Origin of the sequence: Rathayibacter caricis DSM 15933, assembly GCF_003044275.1 — a bacterium.
Lineage (GTDB): Bacteria > Actinomycetota > Actinomycetes > Actinomycetales > Microbacteriaceae > Rathayibacter > Rathayibacter caricis.
In genome coordinates this window covers 3,697,576-3,719,747 of the sequence record NZ_PZPL01000001.1, presented here as the reverse complement: position 1 = coordinate 3,719,747, position 22,172 = coordinate 3,697,576, and the positions used below count along the sequence as shown (strand labels likewise).

Genomic DNA, 22,172 nt, shown 5'->3' with positions numbered 1-22,172 from the left:
AGGGGTGTCCCTTCGTCGATGACAGGGGCCGCCGGGTGGGCGGCCGACGCACCCGAATCCTGCGAACGGGGTGCGCTGTGGGCGAGGCTATTCTCAGGTCGACCGAAAAGACACCCTTCCGGGGCTGATTTCACGTCGGCGAAACACGGCGGGCTCGTCCCCGCGGGTGCCGTCTGCAGAGCTCAGACGGTCGCCGGGCTCTCCGCCCACTCCCTCAGCATCGCGACGGTCTCGGCCGGCCGGTCGCGGTGCGGGCTGTGCCCCGCTCCCGCCACGACCGCGTACCGCACCCGCGGATTCGCCCGCAGGACCTCGGCCGCGAGCCGCGGGCCGAAGAACGTGAACACCTGCGGGTCGCCCGCGAGCACCAGCACCGGCGCCGTCAGCGCGGGCACGTCGGCCAGCAGGTCGCACGGGTCGTTGTCGTCGACGACCGCGGCGACGGAGGAGGGGTCGGCCTCGTGCGCCGCCCGCAGCTTCTCGGCGCGGTCGCGCGCGTCCCAGCCGGGCACCGCCTCGGCGAGCTGCTCCTCCGTCGCGGTGAGGGCGTCGAGCTCGTCGGCCCGCACCTCGGCCCGCATCTCCTCGGGCAGGCGCAGGACCGGATCGATCAGCGCGAGCCGCGCAGCCCACTCCGGATCCCGCGCCGCGGCCCGCACGGCCACCGCTCCGCCGAGCGAGTGGCCGACCACCAGCCCCCACGGTCCCGCGCCGTCCGGCCGCAGCGCGAGGACGTCGTCGGCGAAGTCGTCGTGCCGCGAGGAGCCGCCGCGCGGCCCGTCGCCGTGGCCGCGCAGGTCGGGCGCGCTCACCGTCCAGCCCGCGGCTCGGAGCGCCTCGGCCACCCGCCACCAGGTCCCCCCGGCGCCGCCGAGCCCGTGCAGGAGGAGTGCCGTCCGTGTCGTCATGGGGGAAGGCTAAGGGGACGTCAGTCGAAGCGCGGGTCCCTTCCGGTGCGCTCGCCGGTCGCGAGGGAGGCGATTCCTGCCAGATCCTCGGCGTCCAGTTCGAAGCCGAAGACATCGATGTTCGCGCGGATGCGCTCGGGAGTGACGGACTTGGGGATCACGACGACCCCGTTCTGCACGTGCCAGCGCAGCACGATCTGCGCGGGCGAGACTCCGTGGCGCGCGGCGAGCCGGGCCAGCAGGGGCTCCTCCAGCAGGCGACCCCGGGCCAGCGGCGACCACGCCTCGGTCACGATGCCGCGGGCGGAGTCGAACGCGCGCAGCTCCTCCTGCGGCAGGCGCGGGTGCAGCTCGACCTGGTTGACCGCGGGGACGACTCCGGTCTCGGCGCCCAGGCGCTCGAGGTGCTCGATCGCGAAGTTCGACACACCGATCGAGCGCGCCCGGCCCTCCTGCTGCAGCCGCTCGAGGGCGCGGTAGGTGTCGACGTAGCGGTCGCGGGAGGGGATCGGCCAGTGCACGAGGTAGAGGTCGATGTAGTCGGTGCCGAGGAGCTCGAGGCTCCGGTCGAACGCTTCGAGGGTCTCGTCGTAGCCGTGGTCGTCGTTCCACACCTTCGTGGTCACGAAGACCTGCTCGCGCGGGATCCCGCTCGCGCGGATGCCCTCGCCCACGCCGCGCTCGTTGGCGTAGAGGGTCGCGGTGTCGATGTGCCGGTAGCCCGCCTCGAGTGCGGTGCCGACGGCGTGGGCGGCCTCGGCGTCGCCGATCTTGTACACGCCGAGTCCGATCTGCGGGATCGCGCGGCCGTCGTTCAGAGGGATCAGGGGGACGCTCATGCCCTCCATGCTGGCACGCGGTCCGGCGCCGTCCCTGGGCGCGGGAGGAGCTCAGAGCTCCCAGTCGAGCTCCCCGTGCGGCCCGACCCGCACCGCGTCCTCGATCAGCGCGGCGAGCCCGGCGACTCCGAACAGCAGTCGTCGCTCGGCCGCTGCGGCCTCGTCGCCTGCGCCGAAGCGGCGGACCGCGAAGTAGTGGTCGTGCCCGGGCTGCAGCCCCTCGACGCTCTCGGTGTCGGCGAGGGCGAGCAGCCCCCGGTGCGGTCGGCGACCGGGGCCGAGACCCAGCCAGAGCGAGCCCGTCTCGAGCACGACGGCCGTGCTCGGCACCAGCGCGCCCTCGCGCATCGACCGCGCCGTGATCATCCAGCCGAAGCCGAGGTGGTGCAGCTGCACCGTGTGCGGCCCCCGCCACGCGTGCGACGGGTCCTCGGCCCGGTAGTAGACGGGGGAGGGGCGGAACGCGCCCTGCCAGAGCGCCGCGGCCAGCTCGCCGCACCACTCCGGCGCCTCGGGATCGGCCCAGGGCTCGACCGCCTGCGCCTGCTCCACCGCACGTCGATGCGCGCGGACGAGCTCCTCGGCGTCCTCCCGCAGTCCCATCGTCGCCTCACCTCCGGCCGCCGCGTGGGGACCACTTTAGGGGGCGGGCTCCGGAAGGCTCCGAGCGGGCCGACGATCAGGTCGGCAGCTCGACCGGCTCCGTGTCGGGGAGCGGGCTCGAGTCGCGGCCGCGCAGATCCGGGTGGTAGCGGCGGCCGACCGCCGGCACCACGAACCCGACGAACGCGAAGACGGCGGCGACGACGATCGCCGCGGTCGGGCCGTTGCCGTCGATCTGCACGCCGGCGATCGCCGAGCCCAGCGCGGCTCCGATCAGCTGACCGGTGCCGACCCAGCCGTACGCCTCCGCGGTGTCCGAGAACTTCACGCTCGCGGCGGTGATCGTGAAGAGGGCGGCGAGGGCCGGAGCGATGCCGACGCCGGCGAGGAACAGCGTGATCGAGAGCCACCAGAAGTCGGTCGAGAAGGCGGCGAGCCCCATGCCGACGGTGACGATCAGCATGCGGCGGGCGGTGGCCCAGCGGCTGATCGGGATGTGCCCCAGCGTCAGACCGCCCACGAGCGAGCCGGCCGCGAAGACCGCGAGCACCACTCCCGACTCCACCCCGCCCTCGCCGAACACGGCGACGACGCCCGCCTCGACCGCCGCGCACGCGCCGACCAGGAGGAACCCGACCACGGTCGCCAGCAGCACCGGCGGCTTGGTCAGCACCACGCCGATCCGGCGCTTGGAGCGCGGGATGCGCACCCGCCCGACCTCGGGCGACGCGATGAACCAGATGCCGCCGCCGATCAGGAACACCGCCGCGGTGAGGATGCCCGCGACCGTCGAGATCTGGATCGACACGAAGGTCGTCAGCACCGGCCCGAGCACCCAGATGATCTCCTGCGCCGAGGCGTCCAGCGAGAAGAGAGGCGTGAGCATCGAGCTCGGCACCATCTTGGGGTAGATCGTGCGGACGGCGGGCTGCACCGGGGGCATGCTGAGCCCCGCGAGGAATCCGATCGCGACGAACTGCCAGACCTCCAGCGGCAGCACCGCCATGGCGATGATCGCGGCGGCGCAGACGATCAGGGTCAGCGTGAGCACCCGGCGCATGCCGAGGCGGCCCATCAGACGGCTGGTCAGCGGGCCGGCGATCGCCTGCCCGATCGACATCGAGCCGAGCACGAGGCCCGCCGCCGCGTACGAGTCGTGCACGTGCTCGACGTGCAGGAGGAAGGCGAGCGAGAGCATCCCGAAGGGGAAGCGCGCCGTGAGCTGCGCGGCGATGATGCGCCCCACCCCGGGGGTTCTGAGGAGTTCGGTGTAGCTGCCCACCGGACGACACTAGCCGCCCACGGGGGCCATCGGGGACACGGCCCCGAGGCTGCCGATCAGCCCGCGAGGACCTTCCGGATCCGCTGCAGCGACACGCTCTCGGCGGTCCCCAGCGACTGCGCGAAGAAGCTCACGCGCAGCTCCTCGATCATCCAGCGCGCGCGCTGCAGGTTCTCGGGGGAGTGCGGAGGGAGCGGCAGGACGCCGCCCGCCGAGCGGTACAGCTCCAGCGCCGCCTGCACCTCGTTCAGCCAGACGCGGTCGCGGCCGACGTTCTCCGAGATCTTGCCGAACCGCTCGGTGATGGCCGCGAGGTAGCGCGGCAGGTGCCGCAGCCGCTCGAGGCCGGTGGCCGACACGAAACCCGGATGCACGAGGGCCGACAGCTGCTCGCGCGCGTCGGTCAGGGCCGGCAGCAGGGCCATGCTGGTCGAGTTCTTGAGCGCCTTCTCGGCGGCCCGCGCGGTCGTGAGCACCGTGGTGACCGTCTTCACGGTCTCGAACATCGAGTCCATGACGCTCGCCGAGACCCGGTCGCGCACCGCGTCGAACTCGGCACGGAGGAACAGCATGCCGTCGGGCTTCATCCGCCAGAGCACGGAGTCGACGCAGGCGAGCAGGCAGTCCGTGAAGAGGGCCGTCGTGTTCTGGTACGGGCTCTGCGCGAGCACGAGCTTCTCGTTCGAGCTCAGGTGCTGCTGCACGTAGGCCACCGGGCTCGGCGTCGCGAGCAGGAGCAGGCGCCGCACGCCCCGGGGGTGCTCGCGGGCCTGGTCCTCGGGCGTCGCCATCAGGCGGATCGAGACGGAGTCGCCGTCGTCGATGAGCGCCGGGTACGCGCGGATCGTGTTGCCGCCCTGACGGGTGTCGGTGGTGCGCGGCAGCTCGGGCATGTCCCAGGTCTTCAGCCCCCGGCGCTCGAGCGCATCGGGCACGCGCGCCTCGACCACGCGGGCGACCTCGTCGCGCACGCGTCCGCGCAGGCGCTCGGCCAGCGGGGCCAGCTCCTTGCCCGCCGCGATCGTCCGGCCGCGCTCGTCGGCGATCGCGAACGTGACCCGGAGGTGCGCCGGGATCCGCTCGAGATCGAAGTCGGAGGCGTCGATCACCACGCCCGCCTCGCGGCGGATCGCTCCGGCGAGCGTCGCGGCGAACGACTCCGTCGGCGGGTTCGGCACGTCCTGCGGCAGCGAGGCGGTGAGCCGCTTCGCCCAGTCGTTCGCGGGGACCACGTTCCGGCGCAGGTGCTTGGGCAGCGCCTTGATCATCGCGGTGACCAGCTCGGCGCGCAGCCCCGGCACGAGCCAGTCGAAGCCCAGCGGAGTGACGCGCGGCAGGAGCGCGAGCGGCACGTGCACGGTCACGCCGTCCTCCTCCGTGCCCGGCTCGAACCGGTAGGAGAGGCGGAAGCGCTGGTCGCCCTGACGCCACTGGGTGGGGAACGCGGTCTCGTCGATCTCCTCCGCGTCCTCGGGCAGCAGGGTCTGCTGCGTCATGGTCAGCAGGTCGGGCTCGTCGTGCTGCTTCGTCTTCCACCAGGAGTCGAAGGAGCGGACGGAGGTGACGTCGCGCGGGATCCGGCGGTCGTAGAAGTCGAAGACGGCCTCGTCGTCGACGAGCAGGTCGCGGCGGCGGGTGCGCTCCTCGAGGCGCTCGAGCTCGGCGCGCAGGGCGCGGTTCTTGCGGTCGAACGCGTGCCGCGACTCCCACTCGCCCTCGACGAGAGCGTGGCGGAGGAACAGCTCGCGGGCGTAGGAGGGGTCGATCCGCGAGAACTGCACGCGGCGGCGCGCGACGAGCGGCACTCCGTAGAGTGTGACGCGCTCGTAGGCGACGGCCGCGCCCTGCGACTTCTCCCAGTGCGGCTCGCTGAACTGCCGCTTCACGAGGTCGCCGGCGATCGCCTCGGCCCAGGCCGGGTCGATGGCGGCGTTCGAGCGGGCGAACAGGCGGCTCGTCTCGACGAGCTCGGCGCTCATCACCGCGTCCGGCAGCTTCTTGGCCAGCGCGCTGCCGGGGAAGATCGAGAACTTGGCGTTGCGGGCGCCGACGTACTGCACGTTCTGGCGCTCGCGGCTCTTGGCCGCTCGCTGAGCCTGCTGCGAGGTCGTGTCCTTGACGCCGATGTGCGAGAGCAGTCCGGCCAGGACCGAGCGGTGGATGCCGTCCGGATCCACGCGCGGCTCGCCGAGCTCGAGGCGCAGCGGCTTCGCGAGCTGGCGGAGCTGGCGGAACACGTCCTGCCACTCCCGCACCCGCAGGTAGTTGAGGTACTCGGCCTTGCAGAGCCGGCGGAAGGCGCTGGAGGAGAGCTCCTGCTGCTTCTCCTCGACGTAGTTCCAGAGGTTGAGCAGCGTGAGGAAGTCGCTCGTCGGGTCGACGAAGCGGGCGTGCTGCTGGTCGGCCTGCGCGCGGCGCTCGAGCGGGCGCTCGCGGACGTCCTGGATCGTGAGCCCGGCGACGATCGCCATGACCTCGCGGCTGGTGTGGTGCGTCCGCGACTCGATCACCATGCGGGCGAACCGCGGATCGATGGGCAGGCGCGCGAGGTCGCGGCCGATACGGGTGAGCTGCGGGCCCTGCTCCTTCCGCGGGATGCCACTCCGGCTCGCCTTCTGCGGCGTGTCGCGTACTGGCGCATCTCGCGAGGGAGAGCCGGAGGAGGACGCGCCGGGCGTGCGGATCGCGCCGAGCTCGGTGAGGAGGTCGAGGCCGTCCTTGATGCCGCGCGAGTCGGGCGGCGTGAGGAACGGGAACTCGGCGATGTCGCCGAGGCCGAGCGAGATCATCTGCAGGATGACCGCCGCGAGACCCGTGCGCAGGATCTCGGGATCGGTGAACTCCGGGCGGCGGAGGTAGTCCTCCTCGGAGTAGAGGCGGATCGCGATGCCGTCGCTGGTGCGGCCCGAGCGGCCGGAGCGCTGGTTCGCCGACGCCTGCGACACGGCCTCGATCGGGAGGCGCTGCACCTTCGACCGCGCGCTGTAGCGCGAGATGCGGGCCGTTCCTCCGTCGATCACGTAGCGGATGCCCGGCACGGTGAGGCTCGTCTCGGCGACGTTCGTCGCGAGGACGACACGGCGGCGCACGCCCGGAGTGCGCGAGCGCTCGAAGACGCGGTGCTGGTCGGCGGCCGACAGCCGCCCGTAGAGCGGCAGCACCTCGGTACCCGGCAGGGCGAGTCCGCGGATCGCGTCCTCGGCGTCGCGGATCTCGTTCTCGCCCGAGAGGAACACCAGCACATCGCCCGGATCCTCGCGCGCGAGCTCGGCGAGCGCGTCGGCGATGCCGGTCATCAGGTCGCGGCTGCCGGCGGTGGCGTCCGGGGTGTCGGAGTCGTCCTCCTCCTCGGGCTCCTCGGCGACGAGCGGGCGGTAGCGGACCTCGACCGGGAACGTGCGCCCCGAGACCTCGATGATCGGGGCGGGCGTGCCCTCGGCGTCGGCGAAGTGCGCGGCGAAGCTGAGCGGATCGATGGTCGCCGACGTGATGATGAGCTTGAGATCCGGCCGCTGCGGCAGGAGCCGGTGCAGGTAGCCGAGCAGGAAATCGATGTTGAGGCTGCGCTCGTGCGCCTCGTCGATGATGATCGTGTCGTAGCGGCTGAGCAGCCGGTCGTGGTTCATCTCGTTCAGCAGGATGCCGTCGGTCATCAGCTTGATCCGCGTCGACGCGCTCGCCTTGTCGGTGAAGCGCACCTGGTAGCCGACGACGCCGCCGACCTCGTCGTCGAGCTCCTCCGCGATGCGCTCGGCGATCGTGCGCGCCGCGATGCGCCGCGGCTGGGTGTGGGCGATGCTCTCGCGCCCCAGCTCGAGGCAGATCTTGGGGAGCTGCGTCGTCTTGCCGGATCCGGTCGCTCCGGCGACGATGACGACCTGGTGATCGCGGATCGCGGCGGCGATGTCGTCGCGCCGCGCCGAGACGGGGAGCTCGGGCGGATAGCGGATGCTGAGGACGTCTGACATGAGCCCTCCATCCTACGGCGCCGTGGCAGAATGCCCACGTCCCTCCGCGAGATCCGCCGAGGGCTGCAGACCCTCGAGCGGAGAGCACGGCGTGAATCCGCAGTCCCTGCTCGTCGTCGTGAACATCGTCCTGCTGCTCTTCGCGATCCAGGGCGTGCTGGCGAATCCGCGCCTGGGCCGGGTGGGCAAGGTCGGCTGGGTCGCGTTCATCGTGATCGCCCCGTTCCTCGGCAGCATCGCGTACCTGGTGCTCGGCCGCCGGGGCGGACGGACCGGAGGCGGTGCCTCGCCGAGCGGACCGCAGCGGCCCAGCGGCTGGTTCTTCGAGCGCTGACACGGAGCGCTGACACGGAGCGACGCCCGTCCCCGTCCCGCCTCCCGGCACCGGTAGCCTCCTGGGCACCGTCCCGCTCGCGACCCTGGAGCACCGTGCCCCGCACTCCCCGCCCCTGGCTGATGCTCGCGATCGGAGTGGCCGCGCAGGCCGAGACGACCGTGTTCGTGTCCGTCCCGCCGTTCCTGATCCCCCTCCTGCACACGCAGTACGGCTACTCCCTCGCCGAGGCGGGCCTGCTCGCCGCCGCGCCGAACGTCGGGCTCGTGCTCACCCTCGTCGCGTGGGGAGCCCTCGCCGACCGGTACGGCGAGCGGATCGTGCTCGCCACCGGAGTCGCCGCGACGGCCCTCGCAGGGGTCGCTGCGATGCTCACCGGCGATCTCGTGCTCCTCGGCGTCTTCCTCCTGCTGGGCGGCATGGCGTCCGGCAGCGTCAACGCCGCGAGCGGCCGCGTCGTGATCGGGTGGTTCCCGCGCAACCGCCGCGGGCTCGCCATGGGCATCCGGCAGATGAGCCAGCCGCTCGGAGTCGCGGTCGCGTCGCTCACGGTGCCGCCGCTCGCGAGCGCCGCCGGGGTGCCCGCCGCGCTCGCCCTGCCCGTCGTGCTGCTCGTCGTGCTCGCCGTCGCGTGCGCGATCGGCATCGTCGATCCGCCCCGCCCGCCGCGGACCGAGGCCTCGGCTCCGGTGCGGAACCCCTACCGCTCCGGGGCCGCGCTGTGGCGCATCCACGGCGTCTCGGCCCTGCTGGTCGTGCCGCAGTTCACCCTCTCGACCTTCGGACTGGTCTGGCTGATCGCCGACCAGGGCTGGGAGCCGTGGGCGGCCGGCGTGCTGGTCGCCGTCGCGCAGTTCGCCGGCGCGTTCGGGCGCATCGGAGTCGGGGTGCTGAGCGACCGCGTCGGGTCGCGGCTGCGTCCGCTGCGCTGGGTCGCGGTGGCCGGAGTCGTCGCGCTGCTCCTCCTCGCCGCCACGAGCGCGATCGACGGGGCGGTGGCCGTCGCCGCGGTCCTGTTCGTCGCGGCGACGACGATCTCGGTCGCCGACAACGGACTCGCGTTCACCTCGGTCGCCGAGCTCGCCGGGCCGTTCTGGTCGGGCCGCGCGCTCGGGGCGCAGAACACCGGTCAGTTCGCCGCGGCGGCGATCGCGGCGCCGGCGGTGGGAGCGCTGATCGGCCTGGTCGGCTATCCGTTCGCCTTCGCGGTCGTGGCGCTGACGCCCGCGCTGGCGCTGCCGCTCGTGCCGTCGCCGCAGGTGGAGGAGCAGGACCGGAGCTGAGAGGCCCGGACACCGCCCCTTCTGCAACCCCGTGACCGTCCGCGGCGCCGTGTCTAGCCTGGAGTCATGGCCGAACGACTGCGCTCGAGTGTCAGCCCCTATCTCCGCTCGCACGCGGACAACCCCGTCGACTGGTTCCCCTGGGGCGAGGAGGCGTTCGCCGAGGCCGAGCGGCGCGACGTGCCCGTGCTCGTGTCGATCGGCTACGCGACCTGCCACTGGTGCCACGTCATGGCGCGCGAGTCGTTCTCGGATCCGGTGCTCGCCGAGCGGCTGAACGGCGGCTTCGTCGCGGTGAAGGTCGACCGCGAGGAGCACCCGGACGTCGACACCGCCTACCTCACCGCCGCCAGCGCCTTCACGCGCAACCTCGGCTGGCCGCTCACGGTCTTCACCACCCCCGGCGGCGAGCCCTTCTACGCCGGCACCTACTTCCCGCCGCGGGCCGTGGGCGGCGTGCCCGCCTTCTCGGACGTCCTCGACGCGGTCGGCGAGGCGTGGCGGCTGCGGCGCGACGAGGTGCACGCCACCGCCGGCTCGCTCGCGAACGCTCTCCGCGAGGCGACCGCCGCCCTCCCCGCGTCGACGGCGCTTCCCGGTGCGACCGACCTCGATGCGGCCGCCGAGCGCCTCGCCGCCGAGGAGGACCGCGTGCACGGCGGCTTCGGCACGGCGCCGAAGTTCCCGGTGGCGCCCGTGCTCGGCTTCCTCGCCTCCCGGGCGGGCGGCGCCGAGCTCGCCGAGCGCACCCTCCTGACCCTCGCCGCCTCGCCCCTGCGCGACCGCGACGGCGGCTTCTTCCGCTACGCGACCCGGGAGGACTGGAGCGAGCCGCACTACGAGCGGATGCTCTACGACAACGCCCAGCTGCTCGACGTCGCCGCCCTGCTCCTGGGCCGCACCGGCACCTCCAACCGCGCCGCCGTCACCGGGATCGCGGAGGGGATCGCGTCGTTCCTGATCAGCACTCTGCAGCGGCCGGGCGGCGGCTTCGCCAGCGCCCAGGACTCCGAGAGCATCGTCGACGGCCGGCGCTCCGAGGGCGGCTACTACCTCGCCGCGGACCGCTCCGGCCTGGAGCCGCCCGCCCTCGACGAGAAGGTCGTCACGGGCTGGAACGGTCTCGCGATCCAGGCGCTCGCCCGCGCCGGGCGTCTTCTCGGGCGGTCGGAGTGGCTCGACGCCGCCCGACGCGCCGCCGACTTCCTGCTCTCCCGCCACGTCGTCGACGGCGTGCTCGTCGTGCGCGCCTCGCTCGACGAGCGCGTCTCGGCGGCCCGGCCCGCGCTCGAGGACCTCGGGATGCTCGCCGGCGGGCTCGTGCAGCTGGCGCTCGCCGACGGAGCACCGCGCTACGCCCTCGCCGCCCGCTCGCTGATCGACGGCGCGCTCGACGCCGCCGAGGCGTGGCCGCCGTTCGCCCTGCCCGGCGGCGGCGACCCGGCGCTCGTCGCGCGCGGGCTGCTGCTGGCGGCCGATCCGTCCGAGGGTGCGTACCCCTCCGGACTCTCGGCGACGGCGCGCGCCGCACTCGAGCTCTTCCTGCTCACGGGGGAGCGGCGCTACCGCGACGCGGCCGAGGCGGTCGTCGCCGCGGTGGCTCCCGGAGCCCTGCAGCAGCCGATGGGCTTCGGTGCGGTGCTCGCGCTCGCGTCGTCGCTCGCCGAACCCGTGACGCAGCTGGTCGTGGTCGCTCCGGAGGCGGCACCGCTGGCCGATCTCGCGCGGGGCGCCCTGGCGACAGAGGTGGGCGTGCTCGCCCTGGTCACCGACCGCGCCGCCGCCGAGTGGTCGGAGGCGGGCTTCGAGCTCTTCGAGGGCCGGACCTCCCGCAAGGGTCTGCCGACCGCCTACTCCTGCGAGGCGTTCGTCTGCGCACTGCCGACGACCGACCTGCCGGAGCTCGTCAGGCGGCCGTGACCACCAGGGGCGCGTCCGGGTCGGCGGCCCACTCGTTCAGCGACCCGTCGTAGATGGCCACCTCGCTGACGCCGAGCAGCGTGAGGGCGAGCGCGTCGGCGGCCGCCGCGACGCCTCCTCCGCAGTACAGGACCACCCGCTCGGCGTCGAGCACGTCGCCGAAGAGCGTGCGCAACCGGTCGTGCGGCAGGAGGGTGTTCGTCTCGCGATCCACCAGACGGGCGGCCGGCACGCTCCGGGAGCCGGGGATGTGGCCGCGGCGCGGACGCTGCCCGGCCTCGCCCGTGAACTCCTTGGGCGGCACCGCGCAGACGAGAGCGCCCGGAGCCTCTCCGCGGACCACCCGCTCGACCTCGGCCTTGTCGACCCAGAGCGGGCGCTCCTCGCGCACGGTGAGTCCGTCGCGCGGCGTCGGAGCGACGTGCCCCGTCTCGAGCGGGCGCGCCTCCTGCCGCCAGGCCGTCAGGCCGCCGTCGAGCACCGCGACGGAGTCGAGGCCGGCGGTGCGCAGCAGCCACCAGAGCCGCGAGGCCCACTGGCCGACCGCGGAGTCGTAGACCACGACCACGGAGTCGTCGTCGATCCCCAGCGCGCCGACCGCCGCGGCGAACCGCTCGGGGTCGAGCCTCGTGAACGGATGCCGCGCCTCGGCGTCCGAGAGGTGCTCGAGCAGATCCGCGAAGACGGCTCCGGGCACGTGCCCCTCGACGAGGTACTGGTCCTCGCCGGTGAGGTAGCGGTAGCGGCCGTCGAACGCGGGCACGAAGAGCACGCTCGCGTCGATGACGACGAGTCCGTCGCGGCCGAGCTGGTCGGCCAGCCACTGCGTCGAGACGATCGGCCGGGCGAGGTAGGGGGAGCTGCTCACCCGGCCCACGGTAGGCGCCGGCCGTCGCGGCCGCACTCCCGCGCGTAACCCGGGTTCACCTCAGCACTCGATGACGTTGACCGCGAGGCCGCCCTCGCTCGTCTCCTTGTACTTCGAAGACATGTCGATGCCCGTCTGCCGCATCGTCTCGATCACCGTGTCGAGCGAGACCCGGTGCGTCCCGTCCCCGTGCAGGGCGAGTCGCGCGGCGCTGACCGCGGTCGACGCCGCGATGGCGTTGCGCTCGATGCAGGGGATCTGCACCAGACCGCCGACCGGGTCGCAGGTGAGCCCGAGGTGGTGCTCCATCGCGATCTCGGCGGCGTTCTCGACCTGGCGGGGGCTGCCGCCCAGCACGGCGCAGAGGGCGCCGGCCGCCATCGCGCAGGCCGAGCCGACCTCGCCCTGGCAGCCCGCCTCCGCCCCCGAGATCGAGGCGTTGGTCTTGCAGAGCGAGCCGATCGCCGCGGCGGTGAGGAGGAACTCCCGCAGCCCCGCGCGCCCGGCCCCGGGCACGAAGCGCAGGTAGTAGTGGCCGACGGCGGGGATGATGCCCGCCGCTCCGTTGGTCGGTGCCGTGACCACGCGCCCACCCGCCGCGTTCTCCTCGTTGACGGCCAGCGCGAAGGCGTGCAGCCACTCCACGGACGTCGCCCGGGCGCGGTCGAGCGGGTCCTCCTCCAGCGCCTCGAGGCGCTCGCGCATCAGCGACGCGCGGCGCTGCACGGCGAGGCCGCCGGGGAGGACGCCCTCGGTGGCCAGCCCGTGCTCGACGCAGGCGGCCATGGCGTCCCAGATCGCGTCGAGCCGGGCGTCGACGTCGAGGTCCGGATGAAGCGCCGCCTCGTTCGCCGCGGCGATCCCGGCGATGCCCGATCCGGTCCGCTCGCAGATCGCCAGCAGGTCCGAGCCCGAGACGAAGGGGTGCGGATGCGCCGCCAGCGCCGCCAGGTCGGCCCGCTCTCCCGCGCGCCGGATGAAGCCGCCGCCGATCGAGTAGTACGTCTCCTCCCACTCCGGCAGCGCCTCCTCGCCGAGCCAGACGCTGAACGTGAGCGCATTGGGGTGCTCGGGCAGGCGAGTCCGCGGCTCGAACGCGATGTCGTCGCTCGACATCGGCAGCGGCTGCTCGCCCGCCAGGAGGATCGACCCGTCGACGTCGAGGCGGCGCCAGGCCCCGCGCACCTCCTCGGGATCGCAGGTCTCGGGGTCGAGCCCCGCCAGTCCCGCGACCACCGCGTCGGGGGTGCCGTGGCCGATCCCGGTGGAGCCGAGGGACCCGTACAGGGTGCAGCCGATCCGACTCACCCGGGGGAGGAGTCCCGCCGACCGCAGGCGCTCGGCGAGGGCGAGGGCGGCGCGCATCGGGCCGACGGTGTGCGAGCTCGACGGACCGATCCCCACGCTGAACAGGTCGAGAACGGAGACGTAGGCGCTCATGACGGGAGACTACGCCCGGAGCACGCGGACGGGGCGGGCGCCGATCGGCACCCGCCCCGTCACTCGCCGATGGTCGGAACCATCGGGCCCGGCGTCACTCCCAGCCGCAGTGCACGTGGTCGTCGTGGTCCGGGTCCCCAGGGGCGAGGATCTCCGTCGCGCCCATCGCGGCGCACGCGTCCTTGACGGACTGGTAGTCGGCACCGTTCGCCACGAAGACGCCGTCGATGATCGGGATGTCCACCGCCGTCCCGCCGTAGTGCAGCGAGGTCGGGCTGTGGTCCTCTCCGGCGATCGAAGAGACCGAGAAGGAGTGCCCGTACTCGGTGTTCAGGCGGAGGATCCCGTCGAGCATCGCCGGCGAGAGCGTCGTGGAGGCTCCGCCGCCCTCGGCGGACGGGCTGGTCAGTGCCGGGCGGCCGGCCGCCGTGTCGCGGATGTTCGCGAGAGCGGTCGAGGCGGGGTCGTCCGAGGAGTCGTAGAGCTCGATCGCGGGGTTGTCGAGGATCGCCTGCGCGGTCGCCGCCGCGTCAGTGCCCGGCGGGGGAGTAGTGCCTCCGCCGGCGATCAGCGCCTTCCAGGTGGCCGGTCCGACGATGCCGTCGGCGGTCAGTCCGGCGCCGCTCTGGAAGCTCTTCACGGCCGCATCGGTGCCGGAGCCGAACGCCCCGTCGACCGCGATCGAGGCGCCGTTCGCGTTGAGCTGGGTCTGCGCCGCGCTCACGGCGTCACCGGAGTCGCCGCTCCGGACGGTCGTGGCCAGTGCGCCCCACGTCTCCGCGCCGATGACGCCGTCGGCCGCCAGGCCCTTCGCCGACTGGAACGCGGTGGTGGCGCTCGCCGTGCCCGCTCCGAACTCCCCGTCGACGGCGAGCGACTGACCCGAGCCGCGCAGCAGGTACTGCGCGGTGGTCACGTCCTCGCCGCTGGAGCCGGAGGAGAGGACCGGCCAGTCGGCCGCCTGCGCGCTCGTGGCGCCGCCGACGACGACGCCGACGGCGAGGAGCAGGGCGGTGAGGACGGCCACGGCGCGGGCGCGGAGGCTCCGCGGCCGCTCCTGCACGATCGGGGTGGTGGTGGTCTCGGTCGTGATGCTCATGATCCTCATCCCTCGCTCTCGACGGCCTCGCGGGCCAGGGTCTCCCACTGCGCGTAGGCGTCCGGGTAGGCCGAGACCTGCACCGTCTGCGCCGCCTCGGTCACGCTCATCGACTCCCAGCCCGGCACGTCGGTGAGCCCCTTGTTCTCGGTCGGGCTGTTCGCGGCTCCGTAGAAGGCCCGCGAGGCGAACACCGGGTCGACGAGGTCGGCCGCGTCGCCCCAGCCGGTCGACGGCCGCTGCTGGAAGAGGCCGACCGAGTCGCGGTCGCCGCCCTCGAGGTTCCGCAGCCGCGACTCCTGCATGGCCGTCGCGATCGCGATGACCCAGCCGTACTCGGGCACGCCGGCGGTCCTCCCCTCGGCGATGATCGTGCGCACGTTCGCGAGCTGCTCCTCGCTGAGGGACGCGAACGTCTCGCCGGGCTGACCCGGATCGGGGGTCGTGCCCGAGCCCGAGCCGACGAGCGACTGCCAGGTCTGCGGACCGGCGACGCCGTCGACCGAGAGCCCGGCCTCCGACTGGAAGGCCTCCACCGCCGAGGCGGTCGCCGGCCCGAACGAGCCGTCGACGGTGAGCCCGGCACCGGTCTTGTTCAGCTGCACCTGCAGTGCGGTGACGGCCTCGCCGCTGTCACCGGAGGAGAGCGTCGTGATCAGCGCGGACCAGGTCTGCTCGCCCACGATCCCGTCGGACGAGAGGCCGCGCTCGCTCTGGAACACCCGCACCGCCTCGGCCGTCGCGGGGCCGAAGACGCCGTCGGCGTCGACCGGGTGCCCGGCCGCGGTGAGCAGGTGCTGCACCGTCCGCGCGTTGGCGCTGTTCTCGCCCTCGGCCACGACGCTCCACGCGGCGGCCGCGACCTGCGCCGCACTGGTGGCCGCCGCCGGGGCGGCGACGGCGATCGGCCCGAGTGCCAGAGCGCCGCAGGCGACGCCGGCGATCAGGAGGCGCCTGCCGCGGTGCGGAGGCCTCGGCCGCGACGCTGCGCTCGCCGCCGATCCGGTGGTGCTGGGTGTGAAGGTCGTGTTCCTCATCGTCCGTCCAGTTCCTCGAGGCCGCGAGCGGCTCGATCGTTGTCCGATCCCGGAGAGTCCGTTCTCCCGTGCACCTCCTGCCTACTCGCCTCCTCGCCGCCGCGCGGGGGATCGGAGGGGCCGTCCAGAGACCGTCCACGCGATGCGGAGGCGAATCCGTCGCGCGGGGGAGGCGGCGCGCCGACGCGGAGGAGGACCCTCCTCCTGCCCGCGGACAGCGCGACACGCCCGGGTTGCACAGGTCTCGCCCGCGCTGCTACGGTCGCCGAGCGCGCCACCGGAGCGCGCACCCCCGACGCCTGGAAGGAGCAGTCGCATGACCACGAGACTGCTCGTCGCCGACCGGACGGTCGCGTCCCGCGAACATGCGCTGCCCCTCTCGGGCGAGCGCCTCTGCGCGAAGAACCTCCAGCCCGGCGTCCTCCGGCTCTCCTAGGCAGCTGCCCAGGCCCCGGACGACACCGGTTCGGGGCCCCACCGCTCCCGTACTCCTCTGCAGAGGAGGCGGCGCGTGCACGGCTCGCGGCATCCCGCCGTCCCGAACGCGTCTCCCCCTATTCCCGGCGACCGCCGGGCCTTCACGAGAGGAAGGACCATGCAGAAGACCAGCACCATGCAGAAGATCACCGACCGCCTCGTCTCCTGGGCGAGCATCCTCGACGACAACGCACGGGAGCAGGCGCTCACCGCCTCGCGGATGCCGTTCGTGTTCCCGCACCTGGCGCTCATGCCCGACGCGCACCTCGGGCGCGGCGCGACCGTGGGGTCGGTCATCCCGACCCTCGGCGCGATCATCCCCGCGGCCGTCGGAGTCGACATCGGCTGCGGCATGATCGCCGTGCGCACCGGGTTCACGCGCGACGACCTGACCGGCCGCGACCTCGCGGCACTCCGCGAGCAGATCGAGCGCGCCGTGCCGCTCTCGGCGGGCGCCGCGAACCGCAAGGTGGTGGCGACCGCCGAGCCGCGCGTCGCGGAGCTCGCCGCGCTCGCCGAGGCGGCGGGCTTCGACCCGGCGCGCTACTCGAAGCACTGGAGGCTGCAGCTGGGCACGCTCGGCAGCGGCAACCACTTCATCGAGGTCAGCAGCGACGAGACCGGAGCCGTCTGGCTGTTCCTGCACTCCGGCTCCCGCGGTGTAGGCAACCGGATCGCCGGCGAGCACATCCGGATCGCCCGCGACTACTGCGCGCGCCACTGGATCACGCTGCCCGACCCCGACCTCGCCTACCTCGTGGAGGGCACGGCGGAGTTCGACCGATACATCGCCGAGCTCCGCTGGGCGCAGACGTACGCGCTGCTGAACCGCGAGGAGATGATGGACCGGGTCGTCCGGCAGCTCTCCGAGTGGATCGGCGCGCCGGTCGAGGAGGTGGAGCGGATCAACTGCCACCACAACTTCACCGAGCAGGAGCGCCACTTCGGCCGCGACGTCTGGGTGAGCCGGAAGGGCGCGATCCAGGCCGACGCCGGGCGTCCGGGGCTCATCCCCGGCTCGATGGGCACCGCGTCGTACGTGGTGGTCGGTCGGGGGAACGCGATGTCGCTCGACTCGTCCCCGCACGGAGCCGGCCGCGAGTACTCGCGGGCGGCGGCGCGCCGGACCTTCACGCACGACCAGCTGCGCGAGGCCATGACGGGGATCGAGTACCGCGACACGGACGCGTTCCTCGACGAGATCCCGGCGGCCTACAAGCCGATCGACCGGGTGATGGCCGACGCAGCCGACCTCGTCGAGGTGCGGCACACGCTGCGCCAGCTGGTGAACGTCAAGGGCGACTGAGACGCAGAGCGCGACTGAGACGCAGAGCGCAACTGACGCTCGACGGGCCGGCCGGGGACTCCCCAGCCGGCCCGTCGAGTGTCAGCGGATCGTCTTGCGCGCGGTGATCTGGCCGGTGTCGAAGCCGAGCAGGTGCAGTCCGCCGTGGAAGCGGGCGTGCTCGACCTTGATGCAGCGGTCCATGACCACCGTCAGGCCCTTCGACTCGCCGTACTCGGCCGCCTCCTGGTTCCAGATGCCGAGCTGCACCCAGACGGTCGGCGCGCCGATCGCGACCACGTCGTCGATCACGGAGGGGATGTCGCTCGCCTTGCGGAAGACGTCGACGATGTCGGGCACGACGGGCAGGTCGGCGAGGCTCTTGTAGACCGGCTGCCCGAGGATCTCGGTGGCGTTGGGGTTCACGAAGAACAGCTCGTAGTCGCTCGACTGCTGCAGGTAGGTCGAGACGAAGTACGACGAGCGCGCCGGGTTCGGCGAGGCGCCCACGATCGCGACCGTCTTCGCGCGACGGAGGATGTCGAGGCGCTGCTTCGCATCCGGGCCGACCCAGGTGCGCTGCGAGCGCAGCATCTTCGCCAGCGGCGAGTTGGTCGGGACGGAGCAGCTGAGCCCGTTGGACAGCTGGACGACGGTGTCGTCGGTCGTGGTCATGGGATCAGACCTCCACGGTGGGGGAGAGGAGGGTCGCCGAGGCGTCCTCCGGGAGCTCGGTCGGCGCGTCCGGTGTGCCGTGCTTCTCGACGGCCGCGGTGAGCGCCTGGTCGAGGTCGTAGATGATGTCGTCGGCGTCCTCGATGCCCACCGAGAGGCGGACGAGGCCCGGCAGCACGCCCGCGTCGAGCAGCTGCTGCTCGGTGAGCTGCGCGTGCGTCGTCGAGGCGGGGTGGATCACCAGCGTCTTCGCGTCGCCGATGTTGGCGAGGTGGCTGGCGAGGTCGACCGATTCGATGAAGGTCTGTCCGACCGCGCGGCCGCCCTTCACGACGAAGCTGAACACCGAGCCCGGCCCCTTCGGCAGGTACTTCTGCGCGCGCTCGTGGTGCGGGTGCGCGGGCAGGCCGGCCCAGTAGACGGCCTCGATCCGCGGATCGGCGTCGAGCCACTCCGCCACGCGGCGGGCGTTGTCGACGTGCGCCTGGATCCGGTACGGCAGCGTCTCGACGCCCTGGGCGAGCAGGAACGCGGAGTGGGGAGCGAGGACCGGGCCGATGTCGCGCAGCTGCTCGGCGCGCAGGCGGGTGAGGAACCCGTACTCGCCGAAGTTGCCGTCCCACGAGAGGTCGCCGTACGAGGCGACGGAGTCGTGCAGCAGCGGGAACTTCTCGTGCGAGTAGTGGAAGCGGCCCGACTCGACGACGACGCCGCCGAGCGTGGTGCCGTGGCCGCCGAGGAACTTGGTCGCCGAGTGGATGACGATGTCGGCGCCCCACTCGATCGGGCGCACCAGATAAGGAGTCGCCACGGTCGAGTCGATGACGAGCGGGATGCCCGCGGCGTGCGCGACGGCCGCGAGGCCCTCGATGTCGGCGATCTCGCCGGAGGGGTTCGCGATGGTCTCGGCGTAGAGGACCTTGGTCTTCTCGGTGATCGCCGCCGCGTAGTCGGCCGGATCGCTCGACTGCACGAAGGTCGTCTCGACCCCGAAGCGGCGCAGGGTCACGTCGAGCTGCGTGATGGACCCGCCGTAGAGGTTGGCGGAGGAGACGACGTGATCGCCCGAGCCGACGAGGGCCGCGAAGACGATGAACTGCGCCGAGAGGCCCGACGCGGTCGCCACGGCGCCGAGGCCGCCCTCGAGGCTCGCGACGCGCTCCTCGAAGGAGGCGACGGTGGGGTTGGAGAGGCGCGAGTAGACGTTGCCGTACTTCTGCAGGGCGAAGCGCGCCGCGGCGTCGGCGGTGTCGTCGAAGACGAACGCGCTGGTCTGGTAGATCGGCAGCGCGCGCGCACCGGTCACCGGGTCGGGGATGTTGCCCGCGTGGATTGCACGCGTCTTGAAGCCGTACTCGCGATCTGCCATGCGATCGACGTTACCGTCGCCCTCCGACAGCGGGGCGCGAGAGCTGTCGCAGTCCGTAACAGTCCCAGGATCAGACCGTCGCGTGCACCGCCGCCAGCGCCATCGCGGCGATCGCGAACCACGAGCCGAGCGCCACGACGAGCGCCCGCCAGCCGGTCGTCACGAGAGCGCGCAGCCGCACGCCGGTGCCGAGGGCGAACAGCGCTGCCGCGAGCAGCCAGGTCTGGGCGGTGTCGGCACCCGCGAGCAGCCCCTCCGGCAGCGGCACCCAGGTGCGCACGAGAACGGCCGCGAGGAAGCCGACCACGAACAGCGGCACGATCGCGGGACGCGGTCCGACCGCCTCTCCGCCGCGCCGCGTCGCCGCCGCGGCGATCGCGACCATCGGCGCGAGCATGACCACGCGCGTGAGCTTGACGACCACCGCCACCGCGAGGGCCGACGCCCCCGCGACCTGCGCCGTCGCGACGACCTGGCCGACGTCGTGCACCGACGCTCCCACCCAGTGCCCGAACTGGTCCGCCGAGAGGCCCAGCGGATGCTGCAGCGCCGGCAGCACCGCGATCGCGAGCGTTCCGCAGAGCGTCACCAGCGCGACCGGCACGGCCTGCTCCGACTCCTTCGCCCGTGTCGCCCCGGCCATCGCGCCGATGGCGGAGGCGCCGCAGATCGAGAAGCCGGCGGCCAGCAGCAGGGGCTCGCGGCCGGGCAGTCCGAGCGCCCGCCCGAGCGCCCAGGTGAGCGCGAACGTCGCCAGCACGATGCCCACCACCACGAGGATCGCCGCCCAGCCCAGCGCCGCGATGTCCACGAGCGAGAGCTTCAGCCCCAGCAGCACGATCCCGGTGCGCATGAGGGTCCGCGACGAGAACTTCAGACCCGGCGACAGCGCACCGCCCAGCGCCGGACGGGCCGCCGGCACCTGCGCCACCACGATCCCGAGCGCGACCGCGGCCGTCAGCATCGGCACCGCCGGCACGAGAGCGTGCACGACGGCCGCGAGCACCGCGGCGGCCGCGCAGACCGCGACTCCGGGTCCGAGACGCGGGATCAGACCCACGACGGGAGCCACATGTGCGCCTGCCAGAAGGCGAACGAGGTCTGCTGCCCGGTCCAGACGGGGTAGAAGAAGGCGGTGAGCGCGGCGGCGAGCACGACGAACCCGAGCACGAGGACGATCCCGCGGGTCCGCTTGCGGACGGGGTCCTGCGGCGAGCCCATCACGATCCCCGCCGTCATCGCGAGCGCGAGCATCATGTACGGCTGGAACACGACGCAGTAGAACTGGAAGACCGTGCGGTCCAGGTACAGCATCCACGGCAGGTAGCCCGCGACGATGCCCATCAGCACGAAGCCCGCGCGCCACTCCCGGTATCGCGCGAGGCGGTAGAGCAGGTAGAGCAGCGCCGCGACTCCGGCGTACCAGATCAGCGGATTCGCGACCGAGGTGATCGCCTCGGCGCAGCGCGCCGCGGTGCAGCCGTCGACGCCCTCGGCGCCGTCGACGAAGTACATGCTCGTCGGCCGCGTCATCAGCAGCCAGGTCAGCGGGTTCGCCTCGTAGGGGTGCGTCGCGCGCAGGTTGATCGAGTAGTCGTACATCTGCACGTGGTAGTGCCAGAGGCTCTGCGCCCAGTCGGGCACCCACGCCAGCGCACCGGTCCAGGCGTTGCCCGGGGCCTCCGTCGCCCACTGCCGGGCCCAGCCGCCGGAAGTCCGGAGCCAGCCGGTCCAGGTGAGGAGGTACGCGACGAGCGCGATCGGCACGACCAGGAGGAAGGTCACCGGGCCCTGCTTGAGCACGGCTCCGCTGCCCCAGAAGGGGACACCCGCCCGGCGGCGCATCAGCGCGTCGACCACGACGAGGTAGACCCCGTAGGCCGCCAGGAAGTAGATCCCGGTCCACTTCACGCCGGCCGCGAGACCGAAGACGAAGCCCGCGACCAGGAGCCAGGGCCGCCACCAGAGCACCGGTCCCCAGCTGGGCAGGGCCCCGGCGGCGACCTTCTCGGCGAGCCGCAGCTCCGCCCAGCGGCGGTCGAGCAGCACGGCCGTCACGCCGCACAGCGCGACGAACATGAGGATCCCGTCGAGCAGCGAGACGCGCGACATCACGATCGCGTGGCCGTCGAGGGCGAGGAAGAGGCCCGCGAGCGAGGCGATCAGCGTCGAGCGGAAGAGCAGCCGGCCGACGACGATGACGAGCGCGACCGCGAGGATCCCGACGACCGCCGTCGAGATCCGCCAGCCGACGCTGTCGTCGGCGCCGAACGCGCCCATCCCGAGCCCGATGATCCACTTGCCCAGCGGAGGGTGCACGACGAACGACGGCGCTCCCGTGAACGTGTCCACGTCGCCCGCCGCGAAGCCCGGGTCGGGATCCTCCGGCCACGCGCCCTCGAAGCCGAGGTTCCAGAGCGTCCAGGCGTCCTTCACGTAGAAGGTCTCGTCGAACACGAGCGAGCGGGGGTGCCCGAGGTTCCACAGGCGCAGCACGGCGGCGAGCACGACCACGGCGATCGGCAGACCGAGGTCCCACAGCCGTCGCCGGAGCGGGGTGAGCGTCAGGCGTGCGAAGACGTCGTCGAACCAGGAGCCCCGCGGCACGTCGGGCTGCGGCTCGCGCACCCGGGGTGCCGCGGCGACGTCCTCCGCGGGCTCGACGGGAACCGACCGGGTCGCTCCGGCGGAGTCGAGGAGCAGGTCGTCGAAGTCGCGCTGCGGTCGGTCCGTCACCCGGCCATGCTAACGGGGCGTCACGGCACCACGACCGCCCGCCCGCACG

General features: G+C 73.1%; 17 protein-coding genes. 4 read left to right on the top strand and 13 right to left on the bottom strand.

The window, feature by feature from the left end:
* Positions 1 to 182: 182 nt before the first annotated feature.
* The 5 genes from C1I63_RS17365 to hrpA all read right to left on the bottom strand — a co-directional run bounded on the left by C1I63_RS17365 (position 183) and on the right by hrpA (position 7,600).
* A complete protein-coding gene (locus C1I63_RS17365; RefSeq protein WP_107575573.1) occupies positions 183 to 908 on the bottom strand; it encodes an alpha/beta fold hydrolase in 726 nt (241 codons plus the stop codon).
* 20 nt (positions 909 to 928) lie between these two features.
* Positions 929 to 1,747 (bottom strand): aldo/keto reductase, encoded by an 819-nt coding sequence (locus C1I63_RS17360; RefSeq protein ID WP_107575572.1) that lies wholly within the window; start codon positions 1,745 to 1,747, stop codon positions 929 to 931.
* Positions 1,748 to 1,798: 51 nt separating this feature from the next.
* Entirely contained in the window at positions 1,799 to 2,350 is a 552-nt protein-coding gene (locus tag C1I63_RS17355) for a hypothetical protein (protein ID WP_107575571.1), read from the bottom strand.
* Positions 2,351 to 2,426: 76 nt separating this feature from the next.
* Positions 2,427 to 3,632 (bottom strand): MFS transporter, encoded by a 1,206-nt coding sequence (locus tag C1I63_RS17350; RefSeq protein WP_107575570.1) that lies wholly within the window; start codon positions 3,630 to 3,632, stop codon positions 2,427 to 2,429.
* Between the two features lie 56 nt (positions 3,633 to 3,688).
* Positions 3,689 to 7,600, bottom strand: coding sequence for an ATP-dependent RNA helicase HrpA (hrpA, locus tag C1I63_RS17345; RefSeq protein WP_107575569.1), 3,912 nt, complete (start codon positions 7,598 to 7,600; stop codon positions 3,689 to 3,691).
* Positions 7,601 to 7,691: 91 nt separating this feature from the next.
* On the opposite strand from hrpA, the gene C1I63_RS17340 reads away from it, so the two are divergent.
* The 3 genes from C1I63_RS17340 to C1I63_RS17330 all read left to right on the top strand — a co-directional run bounded on the left by C1I63_RS17340 (position 7,692) and on the right by C1I63_RS17330 (position 11,137).
* Positions 7,692 to 7,934 (top strand): PLDc N-terminal domain-containing protein, encoded by a 243-nt coding sequence (locus C1I63_RS17340; RefSeq protein WP_055793825.1) that lies wholly within the window; start codon positions 7,692 to 7,694, stop codon positions 7,932 to 7,934.
* A gap of 122 nt (positions 7,935 to 8,056) precedes the next feature.
* Positions 8,057 to 9,217, top strand: coding sequence for an MFS transporter (locus C1I63_RS17335; RefSeq protein WP_107575568.1), 1,161 nt, complete (start codon positions 8,057 to 8,059; stop codon positions 9,215 to 9,217).
* A 66-nt stretch (positions 9,218 to 9,283) separates the two neighbouring features.
* Positions 9,284 to 11,137, top strand: coding sequence for a thioredoxin domain-containing protein (locus C1I63_RS17330; RefSeq protein ID WP_107575567.1), 1,854 nt, complete (start codon positions 9,284 to 9,286; stop codon positions 11,135 to 11,137).
* Here C1I63_RS17330 and C1I63_RS17325 read toward each other — a convergent pair.
* The 4 genes from C1I63_RS17325 to C1I63_RS17310 all read right to left on the bottom strand — a co-directional run bounded on the left by C1I63_RS17325 (position 11,124) and on the right by C1I63_RS17310 (position 15,581).
* A complete protein-coding gene (locus tag C1I63_RS17325) occupies positions 11,124 to 12,005 on the bottom strand; it encodes a sulfurtransferase (protein ID WP_170116408.1) in 882 nt (293 codons plus the stop codon). The genes C1I63_RS17330 and C1I63_RS17325 overlap by 14 nt on opposite strands.
* 60 nt (positions 12,006 to 12,065) lie before the next feature.
* Positions 12,066 to 13,445: an L-serine ammonia-lyase gene (locus C1I63_RS17320; RefSeq protein ID WP_107575565.1), complete on the bottom strand. Its 1,380-nt coding sequence runs from the start codon at positions 13,443 to 13,445 to the stop codon at positions 12,066 to 12,068.
* 94 nt (positions 13,446 to 13,539) lie between these two features.
* Positions 13,540 to 14,544 carry a peptidoglycan-binding domain-containing protein gene (locus tag C1I63_RS17315; protein WP_107575940.1) on the bottom strand — a complete coding sequence of 335 codons (1,005 nt, stop codon included), beginning with the start codon at positions 14,542 to 14,544 and terminating at the stop codon, positions 13,540 to 13,542.
* Positions 14,545 to 14,549: 5 nt separating this feature from the next.
* Positions 14,550 to 15,581, bottom strand: coding sequence for a peptidoglycan-binding domain-containing protein (locus C1I63_RS17310; protein ID WP_107575564.1), 1,032 nt, complete (start codon positions 15,579 to 15,581; stop codon positions 14,550 to 14,552).
* Positions 15,582 to 16,194: 613 nt separating this feature from the next.
* Here C1I63_RS17310 and C1I63_RS17305 point away from each other — a divergent pair.
* A complete protein-coding gene (locus C1I63_RS17305; RefSeq protein WP_107575939.1) occupies positions 16,195 to 17,364 on the top strand; it encodes an RtcB family protein in 1,170 nt (389 codons plus the stop codon).
* 81 nt (positions 17,365 to 17,445) lie between these two features.
* Here C1I63_RS17305 and C1I63_RS17300 read toward each other — a convergent pair whose 3' ends face one another.
* The 4 genes from C1I63_RS17300 to C1I63_RS17285 form a co-directional block, all read right to left on the bottom strand.
* Entirely contained in the window at positions 17,446 to 18,018 is a 573-nt protein-coding gene (locus tag C1I63_RS17300; protein ID WP_077223299.1) for a CoA-binding protein, read from the bottom strand.
* Between the two features lie 4 nt (positions 18,019 to 18,022).
* Positions 18,023 to 19,387, bottom strand: coding sequence for an O-acetylhomoserine aminocarboxypropyltransferase/cysteine synthase family protein (locus C1I63_RS17295; protein WP_107575563.1), 1,365 nt, complete (start codon positions 19,385 to 19,387; stop codon positions 18,023 to 18,025).
* Between the two features lie 70 nt (positions 19,388 to 19,457).
* On the bottom strand, positions 19,458 to 20,459 hold the full coding sequence (locus C1I63_RS17290; protein WP_107575562.1) for a YeiH family protein: 1,002 nt from the start codon (positions 20,457 to 20,459) through the stop codon (positions 19,458 to 19,460).
* Entirely contained in the window at positions 20,438 to 22,123 is a 1,686-nt protein-coding gene (locus tag C1I63_RS17285; RefSeq protein WP_244907142.1) for a dolichyl-phosphate-mannose--protein mannosyltransferase, read from the bottom strand. The genes C1I63_RS17290 and C1I63_RS17285 overlap by 22 nt, the downstream gene beginning before the upstream one ends.
* Between the last annotated feature and the right edge of the window lie 49 nt (positions 22,124 to 22,172).